Origin of the sequence: Uliginosibacterium aquaticum (assembly GCF_012972705.2) — a bacterium.
In the GTDB taxonomy this organism is placed as follows: domain Bacteria; phylum Pseudomonadota; class Gammaproteobacteria; order Burkholderiales; family Rhodocyclaceae; genus Uliginosibacterium; species Uliginosibacterium aquaticum.
In genome coordinates this window covers 456,398-470,459 of sequence record NZ_JABCSC020000001.1, presented here as the reverse complement: position 1 = coordinate 470,459, position 14,062 = coordinate 456,398, and the positions used below count along the sequence as shown (strand labels likewise).

Genomic DNA, 14,062 nt, shown 5'->3' with positions numbered 1-14,062 from the left:
CACCCGACGAAGGCGACCCTCCTGGCACGCCGGTCGGCAGGCGAAAAAAGCGCCGCCCCGCATGGAGACCGATCATGCTCGTGACCCAACAGAAAACCCTGCGCCGTTTCTGGTACGCCATCATGCCGATGGAAAAACTCGCCAACGGCCCGCAGCCCTTCACCCTGCTCGGTGAGCCCATCGTGATCTGGCAGAAGTCCGATGGCAGCCCGGCTGCCGTGCGTGACCGCTGCTGCCACCGCACAGCGAAACTCTCCAAAGGTTTCGTCGAGGGCGACCACATCGTCTGCGGCTACCACGGCTGGCAATACGACTGCCGCGGCGCCTGCGTGAAGATCCCGCAAAGCCCGGGCAACACGATCCCACCCGGTGCGAAGGTGGACGCCTTTCACTGCCAGGAGAAATACGGCTATGTGTGGGTGGCACTGGAAGATCCGCTCAAACCTGTGTTCGAGATCCCCGAACACGCCGCGCCCGGCTATCGCTGCATCCAGCAGTTCGACGTGCGCTGGCAGACTGGCGCCCTGCGATTGATGGAGAACAGCTTCGACGCGGCCCACTTCGCCTTTGTGCACAAAGGCACTTTCGGCCAGTTCCACGCACAGAAACCCGAGTTCTTCGAGATCCGCGAAACCGACTACGGCTTCGAGGCCGAAACCCGGCTGGTCATCAACAACCCGCCGGCCTCGCACCGCATCACCGGCAGCACCGAGCCCACCACGCGGCGCCACTTCCGCAATCAGTGGCACCTGCCCTTCAACCGCCGCCTGGGCCTGAGCTATCCGAACGGGCTGGAGCACCTGATCGTGACCTGTGCCACACCGATTGATGACGCACACATCCAGATCCTGCAGTGGCTCTACCGCAACGACAGTGAAGCCGACTGCCCGGCCAGCGAGCTTAACGACTGGGATCTGCGCGTAATCGCCGAGGACAAGGAAATCCTCGAAACGGTGGATGCCGATGCACCCGTGGATGTGAGCCGCCGCATGGAGCAGAACATGGCCGCAGACCAGCCGGGCCTGATCATGCGCCGGCGCCTGCTGGCGCTGTTGCAGGCGCACGGCGAACAGGAAGTGCATCGCGCCACGGCTCAGGCCTGAACCCCCGTCACGCCGGCGGCTGCCGGAATGACGATTGGATTGAATGGCTGCCGGCATGCCGCGCAGCCCACTGGCGAAGGCGACCGTATTGGCACGCCGGCCGGAGCAGTAGAAGTCAAGGAGTACACGAAAATGCTGGTCACCCAACAAGCCGTGCTGCGTCGTTTCTGGTACGCACTGATGCCGATGACGGCCCTCGACGACGGCCCCAAGCCCTTCACCCTGCTCGGTGAGAAACTCGTGCTGTGGAAGCAGGCCGACGGCACGCCCGCCGCCCTGCAGGACCGCTGCTGCCACCGCACCGCGCAGCTCTCCAAGGGCTTCGTGGAGAACGGCCACATCGTCTGCGGCTACCACGGCTGGAGCTACGACTGCAGCGGCGCCTGCGTGAAGATCCCGCAAAGCCCGGGCAGCGCGATTCCGCCGGGCGCCAGAGTCAAACCCTTTCACTGCCAGGAGAAGTACGGCTATGTGTGGGTCGCGCTGGAAGATCCACTGCGCGACATCCCGCATTTCCCCGAAGACGGCGCGCCCGGCTATCGCCGCATCTTCCAGTTCTACGAGACCTGGAAAACCAGTCCGCTGCGCATGATGGAGAACAGCTTCGACAACTCGCACTTCTCCTTCGTGCACAAGGCCAACTTCGGCATCCTCGAGCAGCCGCAGCCGGCACCTTACGAATTCAATGAAACCGACTACGGTTTCGAGGCCATCACCACCGTGCCGATCCGCAACCCGGAGGCCAGCCACCGCGTCACCGGCACCACCGAGCCGATCACCCATCGCCATCTCGTCAATCGCTACTACCTGCCCTTCTGCCGCCGCTTTGGCTGCACCTACCCGGCCAGCGGCACGGATCACATCATTTACAACTGCGCCACGCCAATCGACGACGACAACATGGTCCTCGTGCAATGGCTCTATCGCAACGACACAGAGGAAGCCTGCAGCACGCAGGAGCTGATCGACTGGGATGCGGCCATCACCGCCGAGGACCGCGACATCCTCGAAGCCACCGACCCGGATGCCTGCGTCGATACGCGCCGCCGCGTCGAGTTCCACATGCCCTCGGACAAACCCGGCCTGATCATCCGCAAGCAGCTGATGGACCTGCTGACGGCGCATGGCGAAACCGAAATTTTCCGCCCCTGAGCGCGGCGATCAGAAGGAGCTGAACATGCTGATGAAATACATGGATATCGAACCGGAACCGACCCTGCTGGCGCCGGACGCGGACAGCGTGCTGTTCGCCAACCGCGTCGAGAAAACCTATCCCAACGGCACCCGCGCGCTGGACGAAGTGCGCCTCATCATCCAGCGCGGCGATTTCGTTTCGCTGCTGGGCCCTTCGGGCTGCGGCAAGAGCACCCTGCTCAAGATGTTCGCCGGGCTCGAATCGCCTTCGCACGGCCATCTGCGCTGGCTGGGCGCGGATGCGCCCGGCAAGAGCGGCCTGAAGATCGCGATGGTGTTCCAGGAAGCCACCCTGATGCCCTGGGCCAGCGTGGCGGCCAATGTGCGCCTGCCGCTGGACCTGGCCGGAGTCCCGAAGGCCGAAAGCGAGTCACGCGTGCAACAGGCGCTGAATCAGGTCGGCCTCGGGCGCTTCGGCAACTGCTATCCGCGCGAGCTCTCTGGCGGCATGCAGATGCGCGCCTCGATCGCGCGGGCGCTGGTCACCGAACCGGATGTGTTGCTGATGGACGAGCCCTTCGGCGCGCTCGACGAATTCACGCGCAACAAGCTCGATGCCGATCTGCGCAGCCTGTGGGCAGCCAAAGCCGGCCAGCTCAGCGTGATCTTCGTGACCCACAGCATCTACGAGGCGGTGTACCTCTCCAGCCGCGTCGTGATGATGGCCGCCCGCCCCGGGCGCATCGTGGCCGACCTGCCGATCCCCGAGCCGCAGCGCGATGAGGAATTCCGCCTCTCGCCAGCCTTCACCGAACACTGCCGTGATCTCTCGGCCCGTCTGCTGGCGGCCAGTGGCGGCGAGTTGCAGCACGACTGAGGAGCACCACCATGAAACCCCCTCTGTTACACCGCCCTGCCGTGGTGAAAATCGTCGCCCCCTTGCTGCTCGGAGTCTTCCTGCTGCTGGTGTGGCAAGTGCTGTGCACCGCCTGGAAGGTGCCGACCTATCTGGTGCCCAAGCCCACCGACATTCTCGCCACCCTGTGGACCGACGGCCCTGGCCTGCTGCGCGCGCTGGGCGTCACCCTCAAAATCACCTTCCTGGCCTTCTTCGTGGCGGTGGTGCTGGGGGTGGCAGCGGCTTTCCTGTTCGTACAGAGCAAGCTGATCGAAACCAGCCTGTTCCCTTACGCGATCCTGCTGCAGGTCACCCCGGTGGTGGCGATTGCGCCGCTGATCATCATCTGGGTCAAGAATCCCACTGCGGCCCTGGTGGTGTGCGCCACGCTGGTCGCGCTGTTTCCGATCATCTCCAACACCGTGCTGGGGCTGCGCAGCGTGAATCCGGGCCTGCTGAACCTGTTCCGCATCAATGGCGCCTCGCGCTGGCAGACGCTCACCCGCCTGCGCATCCCGAGTGCCCTGCCCTGCTTCTTCGGCGGCCTGCGCATTTCCAGCGGCCTGGCCCTGATCGGCGCGGTGGTGGCGGAGTTCGTGGCCGGCACCGGTGGCACCGGCGCCGGGCTGGCCTACGAGATCCTGCAGGCCGGCTTCCAGATCAACATCCCGCGTCTGTTTGCCGCCCTGCTGCTGATCTCGATCACCGGCGTGCTGCTGTTCTCGCTGATGGCCTGGCTGGCGAAACTTTCGCTGGCTCATTGGCATGAGAGCGAAATGGCTTGAACGACACCGCCCTCCATTCCCTCTCCCGCTGAAGGGAGAGGATGGCGCACAGCGCCGGCAGAGGGCTCCCAGAACAGGACATTCCCAATGACTTCCCTCCTCATCAAGAACGCCGCCGCCATCATGACTGGCCTCGCTGGCGCCGCCGCGCGCCATGCCGGCCCGGACATCCGCATCAGCGCCGGCCGCATCGCCGCCCTCGGCGCACTCACGCCTCAGCCCGGCGAGCAGATTCTCGACGCCACCGACTGCGTGATCTACCCGGCCTGGGTGAATACCCATCACCACCTGTTCCAGGCGCTCCTGAAAGGCGAGCCGTTGGGCCTCAATGCGACCCTCACTCCCTGGCTGGCCGCCACGCCCTACCGCTTCCGCGCCGGTTTCGATGCTGCGAGTTTCCGCCTCGCGGCGCGCATCGGCCTGATCGAACTGGCCCTCTCCGGCTGCGCCACAGTGGCCGATCACAATTACCTCTACTACCCCGGGCAGGACTACGACAGCTCGGCCATCCTGTTTGAGGAAGCCGCCAGGCTGGGTCTGCGCTTCGTGCTGTGCCGGGGCGGCGCCACCCTCACCCGTCAGCTCGAAGCAGAGCTGCCGCAGGCCCTGCGCCCGGAGAGCATGGCGGCCTACATGGCGGATATGGAGCGCCTCGCCAGCCAGTTTCACGACCCCGCACCGGAGGCCATGCGCCGCGTAGTGATGGCACCCACCACGCCGCCCTATTCGATGCAGCCGGGCGAGCTGCGCGAAGCCGCCGCGGTGGCACGCAAACTGGGCCTGCGCCTGCATTCGCACCTGTCGGAAACGGTCGGCTATCAGGACAGCGTCAATGCGATGCGCGGCATCAGCCCGGTGCGTTATTGCGAGAGCATCGACTGGCTCGGTGCAGACGTCTGGTTCGCCCACCTCGTCAAACTGGATCCGGACGAGATCGCCCTGCTCGGCGCCACCCGCACCGGCATCGCCCACTGCCCGCAGAGCAACGGCCGGCTGGGGAGCGGCATCGCGCCGATCCGGACACTGGAAGCCGCCGGCGTGCCGGTGTCGATCGGCGTCGATGGCGCCGCCTCCAACGAAGCGGCCGACATGATCTCGGAGACCCATGTCGCCTGGCTGATGCAGCGCGCCAAGGGCGGCGAGGCGGCCCAGCCGAAATTCCGTGGTGGCGCCGGCGAGGCCGGTGCAGACGCGGCCAGCGTAGAAGACGTGATCCGCTGGGGCAGCAGCGGCGGTGCCGCAGTGCTGGGCCTGCCCGCCATCGGCAGTCTGGCCGAAGGGCAGGCGGCGGACATCGCGATCTACGATCTCTCGCGCAACCCACGTTACTTCGGCCTCCACGACCTGGCCATCGCTCCGGTCGCCTGCGGCGGCAGCGCCCATCTGCGCAGCCTGCTGGTGGGCGGGCGTGAAATCGTGCGTGAGGGCGCCATTCCTGATCTGGACATGGCCGAACTGGCCGCAGAAGCCCGCGCTGCCACCCGGGCATTGATTCGCCGCGCGGAGGCCGCATGATCGAAATGATGATCCGCAGCATCCGCATCGAAGCCGAAGGGGTGCGCAGCTTCGAACTGGTGCCAGCCGGCCGGGAAAGCCTGCCGCCCTGGTCACCCGGCGCGCACATCCAGGTCTGCCTCCCCGCGGGCCTGCAGCGCGCCTATTCCCTGTGCAACCACTCCGGCGAGGATCAGCTCTATCGCATCGCGGTGAAGCTGGAAGCCAACTCGCGCGGCGGCTCGCAGGCCATGCACCGGCTGCAGGTGGGCGAGCGACTGCGGATCGGCGCGCCAACCAATCTGTTTGAAATCGATGCCAGCGCCAGCCACCATGTGCTGCTGGCTGGCGGCATCGGCATCACCCCCTTGTATGCCATGCGCAATGCGCTGGGCACGGCCGCCGAACTGCACTACTTCGCGCGCAGTGCGGCTCACGCCGCTTGGGCCGACCGCCTCGGTGAGTCCGCCACACTCCATGCCGGACTCGACGGAACACAGACCGCCGCAGCCCTCGCCATGATCGTGCGCACCCACGCAGGTGACGCCGGTACAAGCTTCTACACCTGTGGCCCGGCGCCCTTCATGGCCGCCGTCGAAACGGCACTGGCCGCGGCCGGCGTCCCCGCCCAGCGCCTGCGCAGCGAACGCTTCAGCGCTACGCCAGGCACTGCGGCCAGCGATGGCACGTTCACGATTGCCTTCGCCCGCAGCGGCGTCGAAGCCGAAGTGCCAGCGGGCATTCCCATCATCCAGGTGGCCCGCGCCTGCGGCGTGGACATCCCCACCTCCTGCGAGCAAGGCGTCTGCGGTGCCTGCCTCAGCGAAGTGCTGGAAGGCACCCCGACGCATCACGATGCCTATCTGAATGAAGCCGAGCAAGCCGGCGGCAAGCTCATGCTGCCCTGTGTGTCGCGCTGCGCCGGGAAGCGCCTGGTTCTGGACCGCTGAGCGCCTGCCCACGCCCTGACAGCCCCCTCCGCCTCCCGTAGGTGCGGCTTCAGCCGCAGCCCTCCCTCTCCGTCCGGGCCCCGCCGGCTGAAGCCGGCCCTACACAAACCTCCACCTGAACTCGCCCATGCCCTGACGCCCCCACTTCCTCCCATCGGTGCGGCTTCAGCCGCAGCCACTCACTCCGTCCGGGCCCCGCCGGCTGAAGCCGGCCCTACACAAACCTCCGCCTGAACTCGCCCATGCCCTGACGCCCCCACCGCCTCCCGTAGGTGCGGCTTCAGCCGCAGTCACCCACTCTCCGTACGGGCTCCGCCGGCTGAAGCCGGCCCTACACAAACCTCCGCCTGAACTCGTCCATGCCCTGGCGGCACCCACCGCCTCCCGGAGGTGCGGCCTCTGCTGCACCTGCCTCGCTTCGGTGCGAATGCAAACGCATCCAGCGCCGCCAATCAAGCATCAAAGCGCTGTTTTAAAAGCAAAAACGTCTTGTCCACCATCTTGTATTCAAGTGGTTCGGCTCTTGCTTTAGTCGTAACGAAGAAGATTTCGCCGCATACCGGGAGCCACCATGAGCACAGCGCTGATCGATGCAGAACCGGGGCCGATCGCCATCGATCCGGCCCACACGGCCCTGGTCGTGATCGACATGCAGCGCGACTTTCTGGAACCCGGCGGCTTCGGCGAAACCCTCGGCAATGATGTCTCCCGCCTGCAGAGCGCAGTGGCGCCCATCCAGCGCCTGCTGGCCGGCGCGCGCCAGCTCGACATGCTGGTCATCCACACCCGCGAAGGCCATCGCCCGGATCTGAGCGACGCGCCGCCCGCCAAGATCGCGCGCGGCGCGCCGAGCCTGCGCATCGGCGACAAGGGGCCGATGGGCAGGATCCTGGTCCGTGGTGAAGCCGGCCACGCAATCATCCCGGCCCTGCAGCCCATCCCTGGCGAGGTCGTAATCGACAAACCGGGCAAGGGCGCGTTCTACGCCACCGATCTGCAGCTCGTGCTGAGCACGCGCGCCATCGACACCCTGATCGTGTGCGGCGTGACCACCGAGGTCTGCGTGCACACCACGGTGCGCGAGGGCAATGATCGCGGCTACCGCTGCGTGCTGCCCGCCGATGGCTGTGCCTCCTACTTTCCCGAATTTCACGAAATCGCCCTGCGCATGATCAGCGCGCAGGGCGGGATCTTTGGCTGGGTGTCCGATTCGCAGCGCATCCTCGCTGCGTTGATGAGCAGCAGTTGAAGCCCCGGGGCTGCTTCGCAATGCGAAGCGGCAGGCTTGATCGAGAAACGCCCGGCCCCTCAGCGGGCAAGGCGCGCCAACTGGAGAGCAGCAATGATTTCGACCATGAGCAAACCCCGGCTATGGGTGCCGGGCGACTGGAACGCCCTGTTCGGCTTCGGCACGAACATCCTCGTCAACATGCTGGTGCTGACCGGCCTCCTGCGATTCGTACTCAAGATGCCGGATGCCATTGTCTTCGGCCGCATCCTGCCCGCCGTGGGCCTGATGATGTGCCTGTCCACCTGCTACTACGCCTGGCTGGCCTACCAGCTCGCCAAGAAAACCGGGCGCAGCGATGTCTGTGCCCTGCCTTCCGGCATCAGCGTGCCGCATATGTTCGTGGTGGTCTTCGTGATCATGCTGCCGATCTCGCTCAGCACCGGTGACCCGATCAAGGGCTGGGAAGCCGGCCTCACCTGGGTCTTCATCCAGAGCTTCGTGCTGATGATCGGCGGCTTCATCGCCCCCTTCATCCGCAGGATCACGCCGCGCGCCGCGCTGCTCGGCACCCTGGCCGGCGTGTCGATCGCCTTCATCTCGATGCGCCCAGCGCAGGAGCTATTCATCACCCCGCTGATCGGCCTGGTGTGCTTTGCGATCATCGTGGTGAGCTGGTTCGGCGGCGTGCGTTTCTTCAAGGGCATTCCGGCAGGCCTCGTAGCCATCGCCGCCGGCAGCCTGATTGCCTGGGGCTCTACCGCAGCCGGCTACAGCTATGGCGGCATGAGCGTAGCCAACGTAACGCAGGCCCTGGCAAGCTTCGGTTTCTCGCTGCCGCTCCCCGCCGTGGGGCATGTATTTTCAGGCTTCGAGTTTCTCGGCGTAATCCTCGTCACTGCCATACCCTTCGGCATCTACGATCTGGTTGAAGCGATGGACAACGTGGAGAGCGCTGCCGTGGCCGGTGACAGCTTCCCCACCACCCGTGTGCTCACCGCTGATGGCGTGATCAGCCTGATTGGCTGCCTGATGGGCAACCCCTTCATCAATGCCGTCTACATCGGTCACCCGGGCTGGAAAGCCATGGGCGGGCGGATCGGCTACTCCGCCGCGACCGGCCTCGCAGTGATCCTGATGTCATGGTTTGGCATCATCGCCCTGATGATGGCGCTGATCCCGGTGGTGGCGATCTCGCCGATCCTGCTCTACATCGGCATGCTGATCGGCGCCCAGGCCTTTCAGGAGAGCCCGAAGAAGCATGCCCCGGCCATCATCCTGGCCCTCACACCTCACCTTGCCGCCTGGGGCAAGCTGATGATCGACAACGCACTGGCTGCCGCCGGCACCAACGCCGCCACAGTGGGGCTGGACAAGCTGGGCCAGGTCGGCGTGCTTTACCACGGCCTTGAAGTCATGGGCGGCGGCGCCATCCTCGGCGGCCTGATGCTGGGCGCCATCGGCGTCTGCGTGATCGACCGCAACTTCATGAAGGCCGCAGCCTTCGCAGCCTGCGCAGCCGTACTGAGCTTCTTCGGCTTCATGCACGGCGAGGCCATCGGCATCGCCCAAAGCCCGCTGGTGGCCCTGAGTTACCTCGCAGTAGCCGGTGTGCTGGCCGGCTGTGCGAGGTACGCCTGTGCAGAGAACACGACCCGCACCGAAGCGGAGGATGAAGCCCTGCCCCAGGCAGCAGCGAGCTGAGTTCTCCTGCCCCCCAAGCAAGCCGGCCCGAGGGCCGGCTTTTTTAATTCCAAATGCATCAGATCGTGTTGCGCCGGCGCCACACAGTCTTATCACTTTGGTTATAAGCAATCTGCCTCATCAAACATGAGGACCAGGCTACATGAACCGTGCCGGTGCATGCACCAGCAAGCCATCCATACGCTCAAGTTTGTTATTTTTTTTCAAATACTTGCAAGACCACCCCAAATCCATCCTGGGGCACAAAAGACACCCGCCCGCACTCTTGCAAGGCATTTCATTTCCCGTATGAAGGCCATGCGGAGCAGCAGCGAACGCTTCTCATAGGATGGCCATCAACAGCCCGCGCTGGACTGTCCCACTTCATGACAAGGAGTTTCGAATGAACACCCGCCTCACCCGGATCAGCAGTGCCCTCATTCTCGCCTTCGGCTGCGTTGCAGCTCAGGCCGCTGACTGGAGCGACAACTCGGTCAGCTATCGCTATGGCACGAGCTTCCATGAGCCAGCCAACGACAAGGATGTGACGAAGAACATCCTGAACTTCACTCACGTCAGCGGCTTCAAGTACGGCAGCAACTTCTTCACCGTCGACATGCTCAAGTCGGACCACAACGACCCCGCCAACAACGGTGGTGGTGGCGCCCAGGAGCTGTATGCGATCTTTGCCAACCAGCTGCACTACGGCAAGCTCACCGGCACCAAGATTGCTCTCGGCCCGATCAGCGATTTCGCCTGGACCACCCGTATCGACCTGAACTCCAAGGATGACGCCTTCGCCGCACGCGTGCAGAAGCTCATCGTCGGCCCGACCATCAAGTTCGGCGGCACCTGGGGCTGGGCCGATCTGGACTTCCTGAGCTACAAGGAAAAGAACCACAACGGCATCGTCGGCAAGGCGGTTGATTTCGATCTGACCTGGCGCGTGGGCAGCGCATGGGGCGTGGGCTTCGACGCCGGCCCCGTACCGCTCAAGTTCAATGGCTGGGCCACCTACACCGGGGCCAAGGGCAAGGACGGCTTTGGCACCGAAACCAAGGCTGAAACCTGGATCAACGCCTTCCTGATGGTGGATGCCGGCAAGCTCGCCGGTGGCAGCAAGGACACCTTTCTCGCGGGCGTAGGCTACGAGTACGTGAAGAACAAGTTCGGCTCCTCCGGAACCGGCTCGAAGACTTCCCAGCCGCTGCTCAAGCTCGAATGGCACCTGTAAGCAGGTCCGTCCGCACATGAAAAAGGGCCGCGCAGTGCGCGGCCCTTTTTTATGCCCGATCTATTCCGGGCATCACAAGAATATCTCAGTAGCCGCTGATGCTGCCCAGTGCTGCCGGCAGCAAACCGCTCACTTGCGCAGGGGTGTAGGCCGCCTCATTGGTCCAGATCACCCAATCGATGTCACCCTTGGCGTGCTCCGAGGTGGTTTCCTCACCGATCCGCAGATAGTTCTGACCCACGGCAGTCGCCTGCTTCAGATTGCTCAGCGTCTTCTCCAGTATCGGCGTGGCGGCGCCATCCAGATACACGCGCACCGTACCTGCCGTCGCGCTGGTGAACGTCACCGAGAGCTGATAGGTGTGATAGACCGTGGTGTCGAAATCCGACGAGTACACGTTCTGGTCGCCCGTAACGGACTGATCGAGCGCCCCGGCATACATCCCGGTACTGTGATTGTCCGGCAAGAGCTGGAGCTGCACGCGCGGGCCAGAGGCACCGGTCTGCGAGAAGGCCGTATCAATCGTGAGCCCCTTCAGGTTGGTCACACTATTGCCGCGCATGCGTGCGATGAGCGTGGCAGACTTCGGATAAGCGCCCGTCTTGAAGGCGTTGTCGAGCTGGAAGTAGCTTTGCTCGGTAACAGCCGTTTCTGCCGTGGTATCAACCGTCAGGATGCCGCCAGCAACCGATGCGTAGCTCGCGTTGCAGCCTGCTGAGGCACACAGATTGAACTGACTCGCGCTGCCACCGGCCAACGTGATCGAGCCCGTAGCAGTCGGAAACAGATCGGCCGTATAGGTATTCCAGCCCATGTAACCGCTCACCGGGCCCAGTACGGCAGGCAGCGCACCGGCGAGTTGCGCCGGGGTGTAAGCCGCATCCGAACTCCAGATCACCCAGTCGAAATCACCCTTGGCGTGCTCCGAAGTGTTTTCCTCACCGATCCGCAGATAGTTCTGCCCCACGGCAGTCGCCTGCTTCAGATTGCTCAGCGTCTTTTCCAGAATCGGTGTGGCGGCACCATCCAGATACACGCGTACCGTCCCCGCAGTCGCGCTCGTGAACGTCACCGAGAGCTGATAGGTGTGATAGACCGTGGTGTCGAAATCCGACGAGTACACGTTCTGGTCGCCCGTGAGGGACTGATCGAGCGCCCCGGCATACATCCCGGTACTGTGATTATTCGGCAAGAGCACCAGATGCACGCGCGGCCCGGACTCACCCGGCTCGGAGAAAGCTGTGTCGATCGTCAATCCCTTCAGGTTCGTCACGCTGTTGCCACGCATGCGGGCAATGACTGTTGCCGACTTCGGATAACCGCCCGTCTTGAAGGCATTGTCGAGCTGGAAGTAGCTTTGCTCGGTAATGGCAGTTTCTGTGGTGGTATCAACCGTCAGAATGCCGCTGCTGACCGAGGCATAACTCGCGTTACAGCCGGCCGAGGCACACAGATTGAACTGCCCCGCCGTGCCGCCTGCCAGCGTGATCGAGCCTGCAGCAGTCGGCAGTTTGTCGGCCGAATACACGGCCCAGCCAGACGGGAAGGAACTGCTGGACGACGAGCTGGAGGATGAGTTGCTGAGCGCCGACGAAGCGGCCGAACTGGCACTGACGGAGCTCGTCACAGAACTGCTGGCAGAACTGGCTGACGATACCGCAGCGGCCGTACCGCCCCCACCGCCGCCGCCTCCACCGCATGCAGCAAGAACCAGCGCCAAGGCTGACACCGAAAGCAACTTTGAACAGGCCCGCATAGACTCCCCTTGTCTTTTATTTTGTAAAAACCCATCAAAAAACATCTGCTTTTCTCAAGCAGGCCGGATTCTATGCTGAAAGTGATAGCCAGTGCTTGATCGGAAAATGCCTTCAATGCGAGCCCGCCCGCGCTGAATCTCAAGGGTTTTTGAGCTCCCGTGACCACGTCACGCTTGGCCAGAAAGCCGCACGATCCGCAGTTTTGATGGCGCTCAGAACATCTGCCCTAGCCGCGCTGTTTGCAGAACGAGACAGGTGCTGGAGCGTGGTTTCAAGCACGTGCAGAAGTCGACCGCGGCGGTGCCTCCAAAGCTTGCAGGAAGAAGAGGCGTTTCGCTGCGTCAGCGAGGGGAGCGAAGCCTATGAAAGAAGGCTCAACGCACGGCGTTTGCGAGCCCCCGCGCCAGCACATCGTGGCGGCGCTGAACCTCAGGAAGGTCGATGCTCGTCAGCCGGCCTTCGCGCACGATCACCCGCCCGTTGATGACGGACCAGGCCGCGCGGGGCGGAGTGCAGAAAACCAGCGCTGCGACCGGATCATGCACCGCACCACCAGCGAGGCCGACGTCGCCCAACGGGAAAGCCACGCAGTCGGCACTCATCCCGGGCGCAAGGGCCCCGATGTCTTCACGCCCGAGCACCCTGGCGCCACCGAGGGTAGCCATCTCCAGCGCCTGCCGGGCCGACAGCGCGGCCGGGCCATGCCCCACGCGTGCCAGCAACAGGGCCTGGCGAGCCTCGCCCAACATGTGCGCGCCATCATTGGAAGCCGAGCCATCCACGCCCAATCCCACCGGCACGCCGGCCGCAAGCATCTGCGGAACCGGTGCAATCCCCGAGGCCAGGCGCATGTTGGAGCACGGGCAATGCGCCACACCGGTGTGGCTGCGGGCGAAGAGTGCAATCCCGGCCGCGTCGAGCTGCACGCAGTGGGCGTGCCAGACGTCGTGCCCGGTCCAGCCGAGCGACTCCGCATACTCGGCCGGCGTCATGCCGAACTTTTCGCGGCTGTAATCCACATCCTTGAAGTTCTCGGCCAGATGGGTGTGCAGCCTCACCCCATAGCTGCGCGCCAATGCGGCCGATTCACGCATCAGATCCCGGCTTACCGAAAACGGGGAACAGGGCGCCACCGCGATCTGCAGCATGCTGTGGGAAGAGGCATCGTGCCAGGTTTCGATCAGGCGCCGGGTATCCCGCAGGATGGCGTCTTCCTGCTCGACCACGGCATCCGGTGGCAGCCCGCCCTGCGAGCGCCCCACGCTCATGCTGCCGCGGCAGGCCGTGAAGCGCATGCCGATACCGACAGCGGCCTCGATCGAATCATCCAAGCGGCAGCCGTTCGGATAAATGTAGAGGTGATCGCTCGAAGTCGTGCAGCCGGAGAGGATCAGCTCGGCCATGGCGACCTGCGTCGAGACCTGGATCATCTCGGGCGTCAGGCCAGCCCAGACGGGATAGAGCGCGGAAAGCCAGTCAAACAGTTCGGCGTCCTGTGCTGCCGGGATGACCCGCGTCAGGCTCTGGTACATGTGGTGGTGGGTGTTGATCAGCCCCGGCATGAGTACATGGCCTGCCAGGTCGATGACCTCCCCGGCCGACTGCGGTAAATCAGCGGCCTGGCCCACAGCCTCGATGACATGGTCGCGAATGAATACGCTGCCACCGCGAATTTCGCGGCGGCCGGCATCCATGGTCACGACCACATCCGCGTTCTTCAGCAACAGGGTGCTCATGGCGCTTTCCTTGAGAGGGGCTGATGCGCGCATTGTCCCGATCCGGCCCAGGCTGTCGAC

Annotated in this window: 11 protein-coding genes; 9 read left to right on the top strand and 2 right to left on the bottom strand. The window is 64.3% G+C overall.

The genetic code is table 11. The features are described 5' to 3' along the window. The first annotated feature begins 74 nt into the window (after positions 1-74). The 9 genes from HJ583_RS02130 (at position 75) to HJ583_RS02090 (ending at position 10,509) form a co-directional block, all read left to right on the top strand. Positions 75-1,103, top strand: a complete 1,029-nt coding sequence (locus HJ583_RS02130) for an aromatic ring-hydroxylating dioxygenase subunit alpha (RefSeq protein ID WP_170020114.1) — start codon at positions 75-77, stop codon at positions 1,101-1,103. A 27-nt stretch (positions 1,104-1,130) separates the two neighbouring features. Then, positions 1,131-2,255, top strand: a complete 1,125-nt coding sequence (locus HJ583_RS02125) for an aromatic ring-hydroxylating dioxygenase subunit alpha (RefSeq protein ID WP_217423236.1) — start codon at positions 1,131-1,133, stop codon at positions 2,253-2,255. Positions 2,256-2,280: 25 nt separating this feature from the next. Next, entirely contained in the window at positions 2,281-3,114 is an 834-nt protein-coding gene (locus HJ583_RS02120) for an ABC transporter ATP-binding protein (protein WP_170020112.1), read from the top strand. 11 nt (positions 3,115-3,125) lie between these two features. Further along, entirely contained in the window at positions 3,126-3,920 is a 795-nt protein-coding gene (locus HJ583_RS02115; RefSeq protein ID WP_170020110.1) for an ABC transporter permease, read from the top strand. A gap of 87 nt (positions 3,921-4,007) precedes the next feature. Then, the gene (locus HJ583_RS02110) at positions 4,008-5,435 is read left to right on the top strand and encodes an amidohydrolase family protein (RefSeq protein WP_170020108.1); all 1,428 of its coding nucleotides are present in this window, start codon (positions 4,008-4,010) and stop codon (positions 5,433-5,435) included. Continuing rightward, positions 5,432-6,364, top strand: coding sequence for a PDR/VanB family oxidoreductase (locus tag HJ583_RS02105; RefSeq protein WP_170020106.1), 933 nt, complete (start codon positions 5,432-5,434; stop codon positions 6,362-6,364). Before HJ583_RS02110 ends, HJ583_RS02105 begins: the two co-directional genes overlap by 4 nt. Before the next feature lie 571 nt (positions 6,365-6,935). Beyond that, complete coding sequence (locus tag HJ583_RS02100; protein WP_170020104.1) at positions 6,936-7,613, top strand: cysteine hydrolase family protein; 678 nt, start codon at positions 6,936-6,938, stop codon at positions 7,611-7,613. A gap of 93 nt (positions 7,614-7,706) precedes the next feature. Continuing rightward, a complete protein-coding gene (locus HJ583_RS02095; protein ID WP_170020102.1) occupies positions 7,707-9,296 on the top strand; it encodes a regulator in 1,590 nt (529 codons plus the stop codon). Between the two features lie 382 nt (positions 9,297-9,678). Beyond that, the gene (locus tag HJ583_RS02090) at positions 9,679-10,509 is read left to right on the top strand and encodes a hypothetical protein (RefSeq protein WP_170020099.1); all 831 of its coding nucleotides are present in this window, start codon (positions 9,679-9,681) and stop codon (positions 10,507-10,509) included. Between the two features lie 85 nt (positions 10,510-10,594). Here HJ583_RS02090 and HJ583_RS02085 read toward each other — a convergent pair whose 3' ends face one another. Both HJ583_RS02085 and HJ583_RS02080 read right to left on the bottom strand, forming a co-directional pair. Beyond that, positions 10,595-12,136 carry a hypothetical protein gene (locus HJ583_RS02085; protein WP_170020097.1) on the bottom strand — a complete coding sequence of 514 codons (1,542 nt, stop codon included), beginning with the start codon at positions 12,134-12,136 and terminating at the stop codon, positions 10,595-10,597. Positions 12,137-12,640: 504 nt separating this feature from the next. Next, on the bottom strand, positions 12,641-14,002 hold the full coding sequence (locus HJ583_RS02080) for an 8-oxoguanine deaminase (RefSeq protein ID WP_170020095.1): 1,362 nt from the start codon (positions 14,000-14,002) through the stop codon (positions 12,641-12,643). Between the last annotated feature and the right edge of the window lie 60 nt (positions 14,003-14,062).

Bases quoted from the DNA above. Each gene is read 5' to 3' on its own strand.
- HJ583_RS02130 (WP_170020114.1), top strand. From the start codon at position 75: ATGCTCGTGACCCAACAGAAAACCCTGCGCCGTTTCTGGTACGCCATC.
- HJ583_RS02125 (WP_217423236.1), top strand. From the start codon at position 1,131: ATGACGATTGGATTGAATGGCTGCCGGCATGCCGCGCAGCCCACTGGC.
- HJ583_RS02120 (WP_170020112.1), top strand. From the start codon at position 2,281: ATGCTGATGAAATACATGGATATCGAACCGGAACCGACCCTGCTGGCG.
- HJ583_RS02115 (WP_170020110.1), top strand. From the start codon at position 3,126: ATGAAACCCCCTCTGTTACACCGCCCTGCCGTGGTGAAAATCGTCGCC.
- HJ583_RS02110 (WP_170020108.1), top strand. From the start codon at position 4,008: ATGACTTCCCTCCTCATCAAGAACGCCGCCGCCATCATGACTGGCCTC.
- HJ583_RS02105 (WP_170020106.1), top strand. From the start codon at position 5,432: ATGATCGAAATGATGATCCGCAGCATCCGCATCGAAGCCGAAGGGGTG.
- HJ583_RS02100 (WP_170020104.1), top strand. From the start codon at position 6,936: ATGAGCACAGCGCTGATCGATGCAGAACCGGGGCCGATCGCCATCGAT.
- HJ583_RS02095 (WP_170020102.1), top strand. From the start codon at position 7,707: ATGATTTCGACCATGAGCAAACCCCGGCTATGGGTGCCGGGCGACTGG.
- HJ583_RS02090 (WP_170020099.1), top strand. From the start codon at position 9,679: ATGAACACCCGCCTCACCCGGATCAGCAGTGCCCTCATTCTCGCCTTC.
- HJ583_RS02080 (WP_170020095.1), bottom strand. From the start codon at position 14,002: ATGAGCACCCTGTTGCTGAAGAACGCGGATGTGGTCGTGACCATGGAT.